The organism is Citreimonas sp. (genome assembly GCF_042096055.1).
GTDB lineage: Bacteria > Pseudomonadota > Alphaproteobacteria > Rhodobacterales > Rhodobacteraceae > Citreimonas.
This window is the reverse complement of sequence record NZ_JBELMH010000012.1, coordinates 13,705-28,388: the sequence shown is the minus strand read 5'-3', so window position 1 is coordinate 28,388 and position 14,684 is coordinate 13,705. Positions and strand designations below refer to the sequence as shown.

The window sequence follows — 14,684 nt, the reverse complement described above, 5'->3', positions numbered from 1 at the left end:
GGCAGAGGCGTCCTCGACGCGCGGGTCGCGCGTCTCGTCTTCCCAAGCATCCGAGGCGTGCTCTATCCCCGGCTTCGCGCCAGTGTCCCAGGCCTGATTGGGCGCATCGTCCGTGTTCAGCCACGCGGAATAATCGTAGTCACCCTCAAGCGGCCCGGCGGAGACTTCTTCGGCTGCATCGGCCGCGCCTTCTTCACAGGTGTCAGCGTCGCCCGCGCTGTCCGAAGTGACCTGTTCCGCGGGCCAAGCGCCAGGTGCCTCGGCAGCGTCTGCTTCCTGGTTGTCCGTCTCCAGAAAGCCCTCAGGCGCCTGCATGTCGTCGTTCGCCAGATCGGCGCCGGACGGATCTGTATGGTCCAGGTCGTCAGGTTCGGGCAGGGACAGGCCAGCGTTGGTCGGCGCCTCGAGGCGACGCACCCCGGGCCAATCATCGGGCGCGGGAGTCTCATGCGGTTCGGGGTCGTCGCTGTCGGAGAGAATCCGTCCGGCGTCATAGGCGTCTGGGGTGGCTGCGAAACCACGGTCTCGCGCGCGCGCCACGGCCGGCACGGCGCCGTCCTCGTATGCGAAATCGTCCGCGATCTTTGGCGCCTCTTCGGCGCGCGGCGTGTCGCCCGTCTCATCGTCCCCGTGGCTGCTGGAGGCTTGCGCGCCGTCCAACTCCGACCCGGAAGCCGTCGCGCCAACGACCGCGCGAATGCGGGCGAGCTTCTCGGCGAGCGAATCGTTCAGCTGTGGCGCAGCGGGAGCCGCGCGCTCGGTGGCGTCGACCCACGGTGCGGCCGGCGGCTCGGATGCCGGCGTGTCGGAATTGCCGCTTGCGGCGGCGTCGGTTCCAGCCTCGGCGGCCTCCGGTCGTTCCGTGGCGCGCGCGGACTCGGTCGTAGCAGGATCGGCTTCGCGCGTCGCTTCGCCCGCAAGCGCCTGCCGCTCGCCGTCGGGCCGCACGGTCAGGTGGCCATCGCGCAGGCTGCCGGCGAGCTGGTCGCGCAGCAATTCTTCGGCCAGGGCGGCGTCAAATCGCGGAGGTTCCGCGCCGAAGAACCGGTCGTCCTGAACCACGTGGCGGAAGAAATGCGTCGTGTCCTTCACGGCGCCCAACGGATCCTCGAAACCCTCTGCCGTGCAGGAGAAGGTGCCGTACTTGACCGTCAGGATCTTGCTGGAGCCGACCATGCGCTGCTTTCTCATCCGTGATCAGGCAGTGTTTACCACGACAGCCACGTCCAAAGCTGCCCGATTCCTAGACCATCACAGCATCATTTTGTGGCCGCATTGTGTTCTGTGTCCGCATCCGCGATGAAACCTGCATGGAAACGCCGATTGTCACCTCAGAGGCACCGGTCCTGCTGGTCGGGGGCGGGCCCTGCGACCCCGAAGCGCTGCGCGCCGACGCGGCGGCGTGCGCGCTGCGCGTGGCTGCCGACAGCGGCGCGGGTGCGCTGCTTGGGATCGGCGTGCCGCCCGACGCGGTGATCGGCGACATGGATTCGCTGTCCGAGATCGACCGGGCGCAATTGCCGACGCGCGTCCTGCACCCGATCGTCGAGCAGGAGAGCACGGATTTCGACAAGGCGCTGCGCAACATCGACGCGCCGCTGGTGATCGCGCACGGGTTCCTCGGCGCGCGGCTGGACCATCAGCTGGCCGCGCTCACGGTGCTGGCGCGGCGGCCTGACCGGCGCTGCATCCTAGTGGGCCGGCACGACGTGGCGGTGCTGGCGCCGCCCGCGCTGGCGCTGGACCTGCCGGCGGGCACGCGGGTGTCGCTGTTCCCGATGGCGCCGGCGACTGGCGGCTCGACCGGGTTGCGCTGGCCGATCGACGGGCTGCCCTTTGCGCCCGACGCGGTGATCGGCACCTCGAACGAGGCGCTGGGACGTGTCGAACTGGCGCTCGACGGGCCGGGGATGGTCCTCATCCTGCCGGTGGCGCACCTGGCGGCGCTGCGATCGGCGCTGGACGCGCAGCCCGCAGGATGGCCCGCTCGCGCATGACGACGTAGAGGCCGGCCGCAACGGTGATCGCGATGCCGAGGCCGGCCATCGGGCCCGGCAGGTCGGCGAAGATCACGTAACCCACGACGGTGGCGACGGGGATCTCGATGTACTGCATCGGCGCCAGCGTCGAGGCGGGGGCGAAGCGCAGCGACCACGTCATCAGCAGGTGCGCCAGCGTGCCGAGCGTGCCCATGGCGGCCACGAGCGCCCAGCTTGCAGCGGAAAGCGGCTGCCAAGACAGGACGCCCGCGGCCTCAACGGGCAGGGCGAGCAGCGGCAGCAGCAGCACCAAGGCCATCAGCGACGACACCGCCTGCATCGCGACCGCGTCGGTCTCGCGCGCGATGCGGCGGGTGACCAGCATGAACAGGGCGAAAACGACCGCCACCGCCAGCGGCAGAAGCGCCGGCCAGCCCACGTCCTCGAACGCGGGCTGCACCACCAGCAACGTGCCCGCGAAGCCCACGGCGCAGGCCGAGACGCGCCGCCAGCCGACCTCTTCCCCCAGCAGCCAATGGCCGAGCAGCAGGGCGATGAAGGGCATCACGAAGGCGATGGCGATCGCGTCGGCGAGCGGCAGGTAGAGCAGGGCGGTGAACATGCCGGCGATGCCGCCGATGTGCAGGACGGTACGCATGGCAACGAAGACCGCGATCCGCGGCGTCATCCGCCACGGCCGGGCGGTAAGGGCCACGATGGGCAACAGGATCAGCGCCTGGATGCCGAAGCGCAGCGCCACCAGCTGGGTGACGCCCGCATGGGGGCCGAGCAGCTTGGCCAGCGCGTCGCCCATGGGTGCCAGCACGCAGAAGCCCAGCATCAGCGCGATGCCGAGAAGGGGACGGTCCAGGGATGTCATGCACGCACGCTAGAGACGCAGCGCGGCGTGGTCCAGCGGTCGGCTCTCGCCCTCCCTTCGGGATGGCATCGCCCGCCCGCCGACCCTTTGGCGGCGCGAAGGGCAGTCACGGCAGGACCGACAGCCAGAACCAGGCGGTCAGGACCGACAGCGCCGTGGCGACCAGCACGCTCGAGGCGGCGACGCGGCGCGCGCGGCCGTACATGTTGGCGAAGACGTAGGAATTGATGCCCGGCGCCATCGCCGCCGTGATGACGGCAGAGCGGAAGGCGTCGCGCGACAGGCCGGTCAGGGTGCCGAGCGTCCAGGTGATCGTCGGGTGCATGATCAGCGTGACCACGCAGATGAAGGCGATGATCCGGCCGTCGCCCTGGGGCCGGTAGCGGTAGAGCACGCCGCCCATGCCGAAGAGCGCCGCGGGCAGGGCGGTGCGCACGACCATGTCGAGGGCATCGGTCACCGGTACGGGCAGTTGCAGGCCGGTGAGGTTCGCGGCCAGACCCAGCAGGATGCCGATCACCAGCGCGTTGCGGAACATCGCGCGCGCCACCGTGCCCGGCAATTCGCGCGCCGGGCGGCCGCGGGCGCGCACGATCTCCATCGCGGTGATGCCGATGCCGTAGCAGAAGGGCGAGTGCATCGCGATGATGATGTAGTTCGCCTGCAGCGCGTCCGAGCCGTAAGCGCGTTCGGTCAGCGCCAGGCCCATCATCAGCGAGTTGGCGAAGAGGCAGCAAAAGCCGATGGCGACGCTGTCCTCCCAGTCGCGGCCGAAGAGGTAGCGCGCGCCCAGCAGGCCGACCGTGAAGCCCGCGGCGGACCCGGTGTAGAAGCTGAACAGGATCGCCCAGTCGAAATCGCCGCCGGGATCGAGCGTCCAGATCGCGCGGAACAGCAGCGCGGGGATCGCGAAGTTCTGCGTGAAGGACATGAGGCCATCGACCGCATCCTCGCCCAGCAGGCCGCGCCAGACGCAGACGTACCCCGCGCCGATCACCAGGAAGACCGGCAGGATGACGTCGATCAGCGCCTGCATGGCGGGACCCTTCGGATGTGCGTGGCCCGGTGCGGACCTGCTGCGGGATTTCGTGCGGATCGAAGAGGCGCGGGCGCGCGGTACTCAGAGCGCATAGCGGACGACCAGCCCATCATGGGCGGGCGTGACGTGGCGCGGCGTCTCGGCGTCGACCGTCGCGTAGTCGAGGTCGATATGCATGTTGGTCAGGATCGCGCGGCGCGGGGCTGCGCGGGCGATCCATTCCAGCGCCAGGTCAAGATGTGCGTGGGTTGGATGCGGCTTGCGGCGCAGCGCATCTAGGACCCAGCAGTCGAGGTCCCGAAGGTGATCCCAGGCGTCCTCGGGGATGGTGACCACGTCCGGCAGGTAGGCGAGGTCGCGGATGCGGAACCCCAGCGCGTCGATGCTGCCGTGGTTCACCCGGAACGGTGTCAGCGTCACCGCGCCGCCGGCGCCGTCGATGGTGATCGGCCCGTCGATCGTGTGCAGGTCGAGGATCGGCGGGTAGGGCGACTCGGCCGGCTGGGTGAAGGCGTAGCCGAAGCGCGAGATCAGGTCGTTCTGCGTGTCGCCGTCGGCCCATACGGGCAGGCGCTGCCTGGTGTTGAAGACGATCTGGCGCAGGTCGTCGAGCCCGTGCACGTGATCGGCGTGGCTGTGCGTCCAGACCACCGCGTCCAACGTACCGACGCCCGCGTCGAGCAGCTGCTGGCGCATGTCCGGCGTCGTGTCGATCAGCACGCGCGTGATGCCGCCCTCGGCTTCCTGCTCGACCAGCATCGAGCAGCGCCGGCGCGTGTTGCGTGGGTCGTCCGGGTCGCATTCGCCCCAGTGGCCCCCCAGACGCGGCACGCCGCCCGAGGATCCGCAGCCCAGGATGGTGAAGCGCAGCTCGGTCATGCGGGCGCCCACGCGGCGGCCTTGCCAAAGAGACGCTCGAAATTCGCCTCGGTCGCGGCGGCGAACTCGTCGTAGCTCAGCCCGAAGGTCTCGGCGCCGACCTTTGCGGTGTGGGCGGTGTAGGCGGGCTCGTTGCGCTTGCCGCGATGGGGCGGCGGCGCGAGGTAGGGGCTGTCGGTCTCGACCAGGATGCGGTCAAGCGGCGCGTCGGCGAAGATCGCGCGCAGCTCCTTCGACTTGGGGAAGGCGGCGATGCCGGACATCGACAGGTAGAATCCCATGTCGAGCGCCGCGCGCGCCAGCGCCGTCCCGGACGAGAAGCAGTGCATCACGCAGCTGTATGGCTTCGCCTCGAAGCCCTCGCGCAGGATGCGGGCTATGTCGTCGTCCGCGTCGCGTGCGTGGATGATCAGCGGAAGGCCCGTTTCCTGCGCCGCCTCGATATGGATGCGCAGGCTTTGCTGCTGCACCTCGGCTGTCTCGGCGGTGTAGTGGTAGTCGAGGCCGGTCTCGCCGATGCCGACCATTTTCGGATGCTCCGCCAGCTTGACCAGTTGATCGACCGTCGCCATCGGTTCCTCGGCGGCGGACATCGGATGCGTTCCGGCCGCGTAGAAGACGGGCGCGTTGGCCTCGGCGATGGCGCGCACGGCGGGCTCATGGCGCAGGCGGGTACAGATGGTGACCATGCGATGCACGCCGGCGTCCCGGGCGCGGGCGATGACCTCGGCCCGGATGTCGTCGAAGTCCGGAAAGTCGAGGTGGCAGTGGCTGTCGGTGATCGTCGTCATGGGCGCCTCTCTTGCGTAGGCGAGGTATCGGCGCAGGCGAACGGGGTCAAGCGGCGGCCGGGGCCGTGGCGGGTGCGCGTCCCACCGAAGGTCAGGGCGGAGGCAGTGGGTGGGAATTTATGCCACCGCGGCGGAATCAGAGGACCCAGACGGTGGTCGTGACGGTCTGTGAGTGCATAGATTCGCGGGATTCTGCGCGCTTCGGCTCGATCAATCCGCGAATTCTTCTAGCCGATGGGAATTCATGGCACAAAATTTTCGGCGTCCATGCTTGCCAGATATAGCGCTGTTTTGGAGGCAGCCATCTACATCTGCGATAATTCGTAAACGATGGGTAAATTATCCCCAGGTCCAAGGGTACAGGAACAACGTTGACCTGTGTCTTGGCGGCAAAAACTTGTTGCGTGGGATGAATTCCCATGGCATCCCTGTAAGCACGATGAGGGACGGTTTAAGGGGCAGCAAAGACCCCGATGCAGAACTCCCAACGATAACAAAGGCAGGCATCATACAGGCCCGCCCTTCATCGTGACAAAGGATCCGGCGCGTGGGCGAGCAGACATCCCCCCAGGTGGCGCGCGCGATCGGACAGGCTCGCCACACGCGGGCAGGGCGGCGGGTTGATCGGTGGCAGCAGATCGACCCGCCGCTTTCCGTTTCACGGGGGCGCATGAAGGGACCGCAGGGGCAGTGGGCCGCAGGCTGAAGTTCAGAGGCGAAGGCACCCACAAGGTGGACGGCAAGGGCCGTGTTTCCATCCCGGCAGGCTTTCGTCGCGTGCTCGAGGCGGGCGACCCCGACTGGGTCGAGGGCAAGTGCCCCAACTTCGTGATCGTCTACGGCGACCACCGTCGCAAATACCTTCAGTGCTACACGGTCGAGGCCATCGAGGAGGTCGACGAGCAGATCGCCTCGATGCCGCGCGGCTCGCAGAAGCGGCGCGTGCTCGAGAAGCTGTTCAGCGGCCAGTCGGTGCAATCCTCGGTCGACGAGAGCGGCCGGATCGTGCTGCCGGTCAAGCTTCGCGGCAAGATCGACCTGTCGAGCGAGGCGTATTTCATCGCCTCCGGCGACACGTTCGAGATCTGGAACCCCGCCACCTACGAGGCCGAGGAGCAGGCCCGGACCGAGGCGTTCCTCGACGACCTGCCGGACGATTTCGATCCGCTGATGCTGCTCGACCCGTCGGTCGAGGTCTGATCCGTGGCGGGCGCGCCGCATGTCCCCGTTCTTCTCGCCCCGCTGCTGAGGGCGGTGGCGCCGGTTTCCGGCACCTGGATCGACGGCACGCTGGGCGCGGGCGGCTACACGCGCGGCCTGATCGAGGCCGGAGCGGAGCACGTGATCGGCATCGACCGCGACCCCACGGCGCTCAACCTCGCGCGCGAGCGGCTGGGTCCGCTGGCCGAACGGGTCACCTTTCACAAGGGCAATTTCGCCCAGATGGACGAGGCAGCGACCGAGGTCGACGGCGTGGTGCTGGATCTGGGCGTCTCGTCTATGCAGCTCGACCGGCCCGAGCGCGGCTTTTCCTTCCTGCGCGACGGGCCGCTCGACATGCGCATGGGCGATTCCGGTCCGACCGCCGCCGACATCGTCAACACGGCCCCCGAGGCCGAGATCGCGGACATCCTGTACCACTTCGGCGAAGAGCGCGCCTCGCGCCGGATCGCCAAAGCGATCGTGCGTGCGCGCGAGCAATTGCCCATCACCGGCACCCTCCGGCTGACCGAGATCGTCGAGCGGTGCCTGCCGCGTGCGAAGCCAGGTCAGAGCCATCCCGCCACCCGCTCGTTCCAGGCCTTGCGCATCGCCGTGAACGCCGAGTACGAGGCGCTGTGGCAGGGGCTGATGGCGGCGGAACGCGCGCTCAAACCCGGCGGCCATCTGGCGGTGGTGACGTTCCATTCGGTCGAGGACCGCATGGTCAAGCGCTTCTTCCAGGAACACGGCGCGAAGAAGGAACACGTCAACCGCTACGCCGCGCCCGAAGACACCGAGCCCACGGACGACCCGTTCGTGCCGCTCACCCGCAAGGCCGTCGGCCCCGATGCCGACGAGACCCGCGCGAACCCGCGCGCCCGCTCCGCCAAGCTGCGGGTGGCGCGGCGCACCGACGCCCCGGCGCGCGCGATCGACGCGCGCGCCCTCTCCATGCCGGACCTTCCGAAAGGACGTTAGGAATGCGCACGCTGCTGTTCCTTCTCACAGCGATCGCCGTGATCGGCTCGGGCTTCTGGGCCTACCGCGAGAACTACGCCACTCAGGCCCAGCTGGACCGCGTGGCCGGCCTGCAGCGCCAGATCGGCGCAGCGCGCGAACGCCTTGCCGTGCTCGAGGCCGAGTGGGCCTATCTCAACCGTCCCGACCGGCTGCGCGACCTGGCGGAACTGAACTTCGACCGGCTGGGCCTGATGCCGCTGCGGGCCGAGCAGTTCTCGGACCCGCGCGAGCTGCGCCACGTGGCGCCCGTCGTGCTGGACGAGATCGACATCACCGACAGCATCGAAGTCTCCAGCGCAGGAGCCCAGCAGCCATGACCCGCATACCGCTGCGCCCGCTTGCCCGCATCCTCGACGCCCGCGAGAAGGGCGAGAATCCCGACGCCATCGAGCGCGAGAACCGCCGCCTGCGCCACGAGGACATGCGCGACCGCGCCCGCATCCGCGCCGAGGGCCGCCTGCTGGTTCTGGGCGTGATGTTCTTCTGCGCCTTCGGTCTGGTCGGCGCGCGCATGGGCATGCTCGCCGCCTCCGAGCCCGAGGAGCCGCGTGCGCAGGCCACGGGCGCGTCGATCATCGCCACGCGCGCCGATATCGTCGACCGGCACGGCCGCATCCTGGCCAAGAACATGGAGACGCACAGCCTCTACGCGCATCCCCACCAGATGATCGAGCCCGAGCGCGCCGCCGCCGAACTGGCGCGCATCTTCCCGGACCTGTCGCAGGAACGCCTGCTGAAGGACTTTACCGGCAAGCGCACCTTCGTCTGGGTCAAGCGCAAGCTCAGCCCCGAGCAGATGCAGGCCGTCCACGACCTGGGCGAGCCCGGCCTGCTGTTCGGTCCGCGCGAGATGCGGCTATATCCCAACGGCTCGGTCGCCGCGCACATCCTGGGCGGCGCGGGCTACGGCATCGAGGGCGTGCATTCCGCCGAGGTGGTCGGCCGCGCGGGGATCGAGCGCTACTTCGACGAAGAACTGCGTGACCCCGCCCGTGAAGGCGCCCCGCTGGAACTGGCGCTGGACCTGACGGTGCAGGCCGCGACCGAGCGCGTGCTCGAGGCTGGCATGTCGCTGATGAACGCCAAGGGTGCCGCCAGCGTGCTGATGGATGTGCATACCGGCGAGGTGATCAGCCTCGTCTCGCTGCCCGATTTCGACCCCAACAGCCGCCCCACCGCGCCGGTCAGCGGCCGGCCCGGCGACAGCCCGCTGTTCAACCGCGCGGTTCAGGGCGTCTACGAGCTCGGCTCGACCTTCAAGATCTTCGCCGCGGCGCAGGCGATGGATCTGGGTCTCGTGGCGCCGGACACGATCATCGACACGCGCCCGCCCTTCCGCGTCGGCGGCCACGGCATCGGCGAGTTCGAGGGCAAGAACTACGGCGACCTGTCGGTGGCCGATATCATCATCAAGTCGTCGAACCGCGGCACGGGCAAGCTTGCGCTGGCCATCGGGTCCGAGCGGCAGCAGGCGTTCCTGAAGAAGCTGGGCTTCTTCGACCCGGTCGCCTTCGAGATGGTCGAGGCCTCGGGCGGCAAGCCGCTCCTGCCGGCGCGGTGGACCGATCTCAGCTCGGTCACCATCTCGTACGGGCACGGGCTGTCCAGCTCGCCGCTGCACCTGGCGGCGGGTTACGCGGCCATCGCCAATGGCGGTTTCGCGGTGAAGCCGACGCTGCTGCGCCAGGACGGACCGCAGCGCGGCGAGCGGGTGCTGGGCGCGCAGGCGGCCAAGGCGGCGCAGCGGATGTTGCGCGAAGTCGTGACCGAAGGTACCGCGTCGATGGGCGACGTGCCGGGCTACCACGTGGGCGGCAAGACCGGCACCGCGGACAAGCCTCGCGAGACCGGCGGCGGCTACTACCCGGACAAGGTGATCGCGACCTTCGCCACGATGTTCCCGGCGACCGATCCCCGCTACGTGCTGATCGTCACCCTGGACGAGCCCGTCGAGACGTCGGGCGAGAAGCCGCGCCGCACCGCCGGCTGGACCGCCGTGCCGGTCGCGGCGGAGATGATCGCGCGCATCGCGCCGCTGCTGGACCTGCGGCCGGATTACGGCCCCGGCCTCGCCGCGCAACCCGAAGCGGTCGTGCTGACGTCCAACTGAGCGCGCGCGGCGCCGACCGGCAAGGATCTGCCGCGCGGGCCGCGCGCCGCGCCGTCACCGGCAATCGGGGCCAAGTCGCCTCTGGCAGGGGGCGGCCCTGTCGCGTATCTGGAGGGAAACGAACCATGCGGGGGCGCGAGATGGGGCAGCGGGCGAAAAGCCTGGCGCAGCTGGGGCTGACGGCGCGCGGCGGACGCGAGGCGGCGGTGAAGGGCCTGGCCGTCGACAGCCGCGACGTGGTCGACGGGTGCCTGTTCGCGGCGATGCCGGGCACGCGCATCCACGGCGCGACCTTCATCGACGCGGCCCTGCGCAATGGCGCGGCCGCTATCCTGACCGACGCGCAGGGCGCGCGCATCGCCGCATCCGCGCTCGACGCGTCCGACGCGGCGCTGATTGTCGCGGCCGACCCGCGCTCGACCCTGGCCTGCACAGCGGCGCTGTGGTTCGGCGCGCAGCCGCAGACGATGGTCGCGGTGACCGGCACCAACGGCAAGACCTCGGTCGCCAGCTTCACCCGCCAGATCTGGCAGGAGCTGGGTCTGCGCGCGGTCAACGTCGGCACCACCGGGGTCGAGGGCGACTGGCATACGCCGCTGCGCCACACCACGCCCGAGCCGATCACGCTGCACCGCGTGCTGGCCGGCGCCGCCGAGGCCGGTATCAGCCACGCCGCGATGGAGGCGTCCTCGCACGGACTGGACCAGCGCCGGCTCGACGGCGTGACCCTGCAGGCCGCGGGCTTCACCAACATCACCCAGGACCACCTGGACTATCACCCGGATTTCGAGACGTATTTCGCCGCCAAGGCCGGGCTCTTCTCGCGCGTGCTGGCCGAGGACGGGACCGCAGTGATCAACATCGACGACCCGCGCGGCGTCGACATGCTGGCGATCGCCAAGGCCCGGGGGCAAGAGATCATCACTGTCGGCCGGCAAGCCGCCGACCTGTGCCTCGAGGCGCAGCGCTTCGACGCCACGGGGCAGGAGATCCGGCTGAGCTGGCGCGGCCGCGCCCGGCAGGAGCGGCTGGATCTGATAGGCGGCTTCCAGGCCGAGAACGTGCTGCTGGCCGCCGGACTGGTCATCGCCTGCGGGGCCGAGGCCGACGATGTGTTCGACATGCTGCCGATGCTGGGCACGGTCCGCGGCCGGATGCAGCTGGCCGCGACCCGCGACAACGGGTCCGCCGCCTTCGTCGACTACGCCCACACGCCCGACGCGGTGGCCAAGGCCTGCGCCGCGCTGCGCCCGCACGTCATGGGACGCCTGATCGCCATCGTCGGCGCCGGCGGCGACCGCGACACCGGCAAGCGCCCGCTGATGGGCCGCGCGGCGGCCGAGACCGCGGACATGGTCATCGTCACCGACGACAATCCGCGCTCGGAAGACCCGGCTGCGATCCGCGCCGCCGTTCTGGCCGGCGCGCGCGAGGGCGGGCAGGCGAAGATCCTCGAGGTCGGCGACCGGGCCGAGGCGATCCTGCGCGGCGTCGACGCGCTGGAGCCGGGCGATGCGCTGCTGATCTGCGGCAAGGGGCACGAGACCGGGCAGATCGTCGGCGACACGGTCTATCCCTTCGACGACGCGGAACAGGCCAGCGTGGCCGTGGCGGCGCTGGACGGACGCGGATCATGACGCACGAGGCGGAGAACACCGTGACCCTTTGGACTTCCGACGACGCGGCCGCGGCCACCGGCGGGCAGGTCACCGCGGCGTGGCAAGCGACCGGCGTGTCGATCGACACGCGGACCATCCAGCCGGGCGACCTGTTCGTCGCGCTGAAATCCGCGCGCGACGGGCACGACTTCGTCGCCGACGCGCTGGATCGCGGCGCCGCCGCGGCGCTGGTCAGCCGCGTGCCCGAGGGGTTGCCCAAGGACGCGCCGCTTCTGGTCGTCGACGACGTGCAGGCCGCGCTCGAGGCGCTGGGCCGGGCAGGGCGCGCGCGCTTTGGCGGGCGCGTGGTGGCGGTCACCGGCTCGGTCGGCAAGACGTCGACCAAGGAGATGCTGCGCACGGTGCTGGGCGCGCAGGGCCGCGTGCACGCGGCCGAGAAGAGCTACAACAACCACTGGGGCGTGCCGCTGACGCTCGCGCGGATGCCGGCCGACGCCGATTTCGCCGTGATCGAGATCGGCATGAACGCGCCCGGAGAGATCGCGCCGCTGTCGCGCATGGCGCGCCCGCACGTGGCGCTGGTCACCATCGTGGCGCCCGCACATCTGGCGGCGTTCGACGATCTGCGCGGCATCGCGCACGAGAAGGCCGCGATCTTCGACGGGCTCGAGACGGACGGTACCGCCGTGCTGCGCGGTGATCTCGAGGTCAGCGACGTGCTGCGCGAGCACGCGCGCGAAAAGTCCGACCGCGTCGTCGATTTCGGCGAGACCGACGGCCTGGCCTACCGGCTGGCCGAGGCGCGGATCGGCGACGACTGCACGGTCGCAAGCGGGATCGCGCAGGGCGAGAAGCGGCTGTTCAAGGTCATGGCCCCGGGCCGGCACTTCGCGGTCAACGCGATGGGCGTGCTGGCGGTGGCCGACGCGCTAGGCCTCGACCCCGCGCTGGCGGTCACCGCGCTGGGCCAGTGGCGCGCGGGTGCGGGCCGCGGCGCGCGCGAGGTTATCCTGCTCGACCCAGTCGCGACCGATCTCAGCCTCGAACTGATCGACGATGCGTACAATTCCAACCCCGCGTCTCTGGGGGCCGCGCTCGAGGTGCTGGCCGCGGCGCGCGTGCGCGACGGGCTGGGCAAGAAGGACCACGGCCGACGCATCGCCTACCTGGGCGACATGAAGGAGCTGGGCGCGACCGAGGCGGCGCTGCACGCGGGCATCGCCGAACTGCCGGCGATGCGCGACATCGACGTCGTGCACTGCATCGGCCCGCTGATGCGCCACCTGTGGAAGGCGCTGCCCGAAGACAAGCGCGGCCGCTGCCTCGAGACCGCTGCGGAGGTCACGACCGGCCTCGCCGGTGATCTCGATGCCGGCGACGTGGTGCTGGTCAAGGGCTCGCAATCGGTCGGGCTGGCGCGCGTGGTTGACGCCATCCGCAAAATGGGACACGCCCCGGCGGGCGGCGATCTTTAGGAACAGACGATGCTATACTGGCTCACCGAACTGAGCGACGGTGGGGATTTCTTCAATCTCTTCCGCTACATAACCTTCCGGGCGGGCGCCGCGTTCATGACGGCGCTGATCTTCGGCTTCCTGTTCGGCCTGCCGCTGATCAACGTGCTGCGCCGCACGCAGGGCAAGGGCCAGCCGATCCGCGCCGACGGACCCGAGGGGCACATCATCAAGGCGGGCACGCCGACGATGGGTGGTTTGCTGATCATCGGCGCGGTGCTGACCTCGACGCTGCTCTGGGCGCGGCTGGACAACCCGTTCATCTGGATCATCCTGTTCGTGACGCTGTCCTACGCGCTGATCGGCTTCGCCGACGATTACGCCAAGGTCAGCAAGCAGAACGTCGCGGGTGTGTCGGGCAAGATCCGCCTCGGGATCGGGTTCGCCGTGGCGCTGATCGCGTCGCTGTGGTCGGCCTGGGTCCACCCGGTCGAGCTGACGAACGCGCTGGCGCTGCCGTTCTACAAGGACACGCTGCTGTACATGGGCGCTTTCTTCGTGCCCTTCGCGATGATCGTGATCGTGGGCGCCGCCAACGCGGTGAACCTGACGGACGGGCTCGACGGGCTGGCGATCATGCCGGTGATGATCGCGACCGCCACGCTGGGCATCATCGCCTACGCCGTGGGCCGCGTCGACTTCACCGAGTATCTCGACGTGCACTACGTCCCCGGTACGGGCGAGATCCTGGTCTTCGCTGCCGGCGTGGTGGGCGGCGGCCTCGGGTTCCTTTGGTACAATGCGCCCCCGGCGGCCGTTTTCATGGGGGACACCGGCAGTCTGGCTTTGGGCGGCGCGCTGGGCGCGATCGCCGTGGCCACCAAGCACGAACTCGTCCTCGGCATCGTCGGCGGCCTCTTCGTGGTCGAGGCGCTGTCGGTCATCATCCAGGTGCTGTACTTCAAGCGCACCGGCAAGCGCGTCTTCCTGATGGCGCCGATCCACCACCATTACGAGAAGAAGGGCTGGGCCGAGCCGCAGATCGTCATCCGCTTCTGGATCATCTCGCTGATCCTCGCCATCGTCGGGCTGGCCACGCTGAAGGTACGCTGAACGCCGGCTTGCACGGGCCCGGCGGGCACGCTACGCGAAGGGCTGCGCCGGGTTGGACCGGCACGGCATGTGGAGACGCGCGATGATCCCGGTTACGGGTTTCGAGGACCAGACGGTCGCGGTTCTGGGCATGGGGCGGTCGGGCTTGGCCACCGCGCGGGCCCTAGAGGCAGGCGGCGCCGCCGTGGTGGTATGGGACGACACACCCCAGACCCGCGAACGCGCCGAGGCCGAGGGCTTCACCGTGCGCGACCTGCGCGACCCGAGCGCGTTCGAGGATATCGCCAGCCTGATCGTCTCGCCCGGTATCCCGCACCTCTACCCGCAACCGAACGCCGCCGTCGCGGCCGCGCTCGAAGCCGGCGTGCCGGTGGACAACGACATCGGCCTGTTCTTCCGCTCGCTCGCGACCGACGAGTGGGACGGCTTCGACCGTGCGCCGCGCGTCGTCGCGGTCACCGGGTCGAACGGCAAGTCGACCACCTCGGCGCTGATCGACCACGTGCTGCGCGCCAGCGGACGCGACTGCCAGCTGGCCGGCAATATCGGCCGCGGCGCGCTCGACATCGACCCGCCGGGCGACGGCGGGATCGTGGT

13 protein-coding genes and 1 pseudogene are annotated in these 14,684 nt (G+C 69.8%); 9 read left to right on the top strand and 5 right to left on the bottom strand.

Annotated elements, in window-relative coordinates; all coding sequences use genetic code 11:
• A pseudogene (locus ACFDTC_RS04865) lies at positions 1-1,176 on the bottom strand (hypothetical protein); the annotation flags it as partial.
• Positions 1,177-1,310: 134 nt separating this feature from the next.
• Between ACFDTC_RS04865 and ACFDTC_RS04860 the strand changes: the two are divergent.
• On the top strand, positions 1,311-1,997 hold the full coding sequence (locus ACFDTC_RS04860; protein ID WP_375257746.1) for a thiamine diphosphokinase: 687 nt from the start codon (positions 1,311-1,313) through the stop codon (positions 1,995-1,997).
• On the opposite strand, the gene ACFDTC_RS04855 is transcribed toward ACFDTC_RS04860, so the two are convergent.
• From ACFDTC_RS04855 to ACFDTC_RS04840, 4 genes are all read right to left on the bottom strand, one after another.
• Complete coding sequence (locus ACFDTC_RS04855; RefSeq protein ID WP_375257745.1) at positions 1,918-2,859, bottom strand: DMT family transporter; 942 nt, start codon at positions 2,857-2,859, stop codon at positions 1,918-1,920. The two genes, ACFDTC_RS04860 and ACFDTC_RS04855, sit on opposite strands and share 80 nt — an antisense overlap.
• 106 nt (positions 2,860-2,965) lie before the next feature.
• Positions 2,966-3,895 (bottom strand): AEC family transporter, encoded by a 930-nt coding sequence (locus ACFDTC_RS04850; RefSeq protein ID WP_375257744.1) that lies wholly within the window; start codon positions 3,893-3,895, stop codon positions 2,966-2,968.
• 84 nt (positions 3,896-3,979) lie between these two features.
• Complete coding sequence (locus ACFDTC_RS04845; RefSeq protein ID WP_375257743.1) at positions 3,980-4,777, bottom strand: MBL fold metallo-hydrolase; 798 nt, start codon at positions 4,775-4,777, stop codon at positions 3,980-3,982.
• Positions 4,774-5,568 carry a TatD family hydrolase gene (locus ACFDTC_RS04840; RefSeq protein WP_375257742.1) on the bottom strand — a complete coding sequence of 265 codons (795 nt, stop codon included), beginning with the start codon at positions 5,566-5,568 and terminating at the stop codon, positions 4,774-4,776. Before ACFDTC_RS04840 ends, ACFDTC_RS04845 begins: the two co-directional genes overlap by 4 nt.
• Before the next feature lie 690 nt (positions 5,569-6,258).
• Between ACFDTC_RS04840 and mraZ the strand changes: the two genes are divergently transcribed.
• From mraZ to ACFDTC_RS04800, 8 genes are all read left to right on the top strand, one after another.
• On the top strand, positions 6,259-6,768 hold the full coding sequence (gene mraZ / locus ACFDTC_RS04835) for a division/cell wall cluster transcriptional repressor MraZ (RefSeq protein WP_375257741.1): 510 nt from the start codon (positions 6,259-6,261) through the stop codon (positions 6,766-6,768).
• Positions 6,769-6,771: 3 nt separating this feature from the next.
• Complete coding sequence (rsmH, locus tag ACFDTC_RS04830; protein WP_375257740.1) at positions 6,772-7,749, top strand: 16S rRNA (cytosine(1402)-N(4))-methyltransferase RsmH; 978 nt, start codon at positions 6,772-6,774, stop codon at positions 7,747-7,749.
• A 2-nt stretch (positions 7,750-7,751) separates the two neighbouring features.
• On the top strand, positions 7,752-8,108 hold the full coding sequence (locus ACFDTC_RS04825) for a cell division protein FtsL (protein WP_375257739.1): 357 nt from the start codon (positions 7,752-7,754) through the stop codon (positions 8,106-8,108).
• A complete protein-coding gene (locus ACFDTC_RS04820) occupies positions 8,105-9,901 on the top strand; it encodes a peptidoglycan D,D-transpeptidase FtsI family protein (protein WP_375257738.1) in 1,797 nt (598 codons plus the stop codon). The genes ACFDTC_RS04825 and ACFDTC_RS04820 overlap by 4 nt, the downstream gene beginning before the upstream one ends.
• A 140-nt stretch (positions 9,902-10,041) precedes the next feature.
• On the top strand, positions 10,042-11,538 hold the full coding sequence (locus ACFDTC_RS04815) for a UDP-N-acetylmuramoyl-L-alanyl-D-glutamate--2,6-diaminopimelate ligase (RefSeq protein ID WP_375257776.1): 1,497 nt from the start codon (positions 10,042-10,044) through the stop codon (positions 11,536-11,538).
• Positions 11,539-11,558: 20 nt separating this feature from the next.
• Positions 11,559-12,995 carry a UDP-N-acetylmuramoyl-tripeptide--D-alanyl-D-alanine ligase gene (murF, locus tag ACFDTC_RS04810; RefSeq protein ID WP_375257775.1) on the top strand — a complete coding sequence of 479 codons (1,437 nt, stop codon included), beginning with the start codon at positions 11,559-11,561 and terminating at the stop codon, positions 12,993-12,995.
• 9 nt (positions 12,996-13,004) lie between these two features.
• On the top strand, positions 13,005-14,087 hold the full coding sequence (mraY, locus tag ACFDTC_RS04805; RefSeq protein ID WP_375257737.1) for a phospho-N-acetylmuramoyl-pentapeptide-transferase: 1,083 nt from the start codon (positions 13,005-13,007) through the stop codon (positions 14,085-14,087).
• 82 nt (positions 14,088-14,169) lie between these two features.
• A partial coding sequence (locus tag ACFDTC_RS04800; RefSeq protein ID WP_375257736.1) for an NAD(P)-dependent oxidoreductase occupies positions 14,170-14,684 on the top strand: 515 nt, incomplete at its 3' end.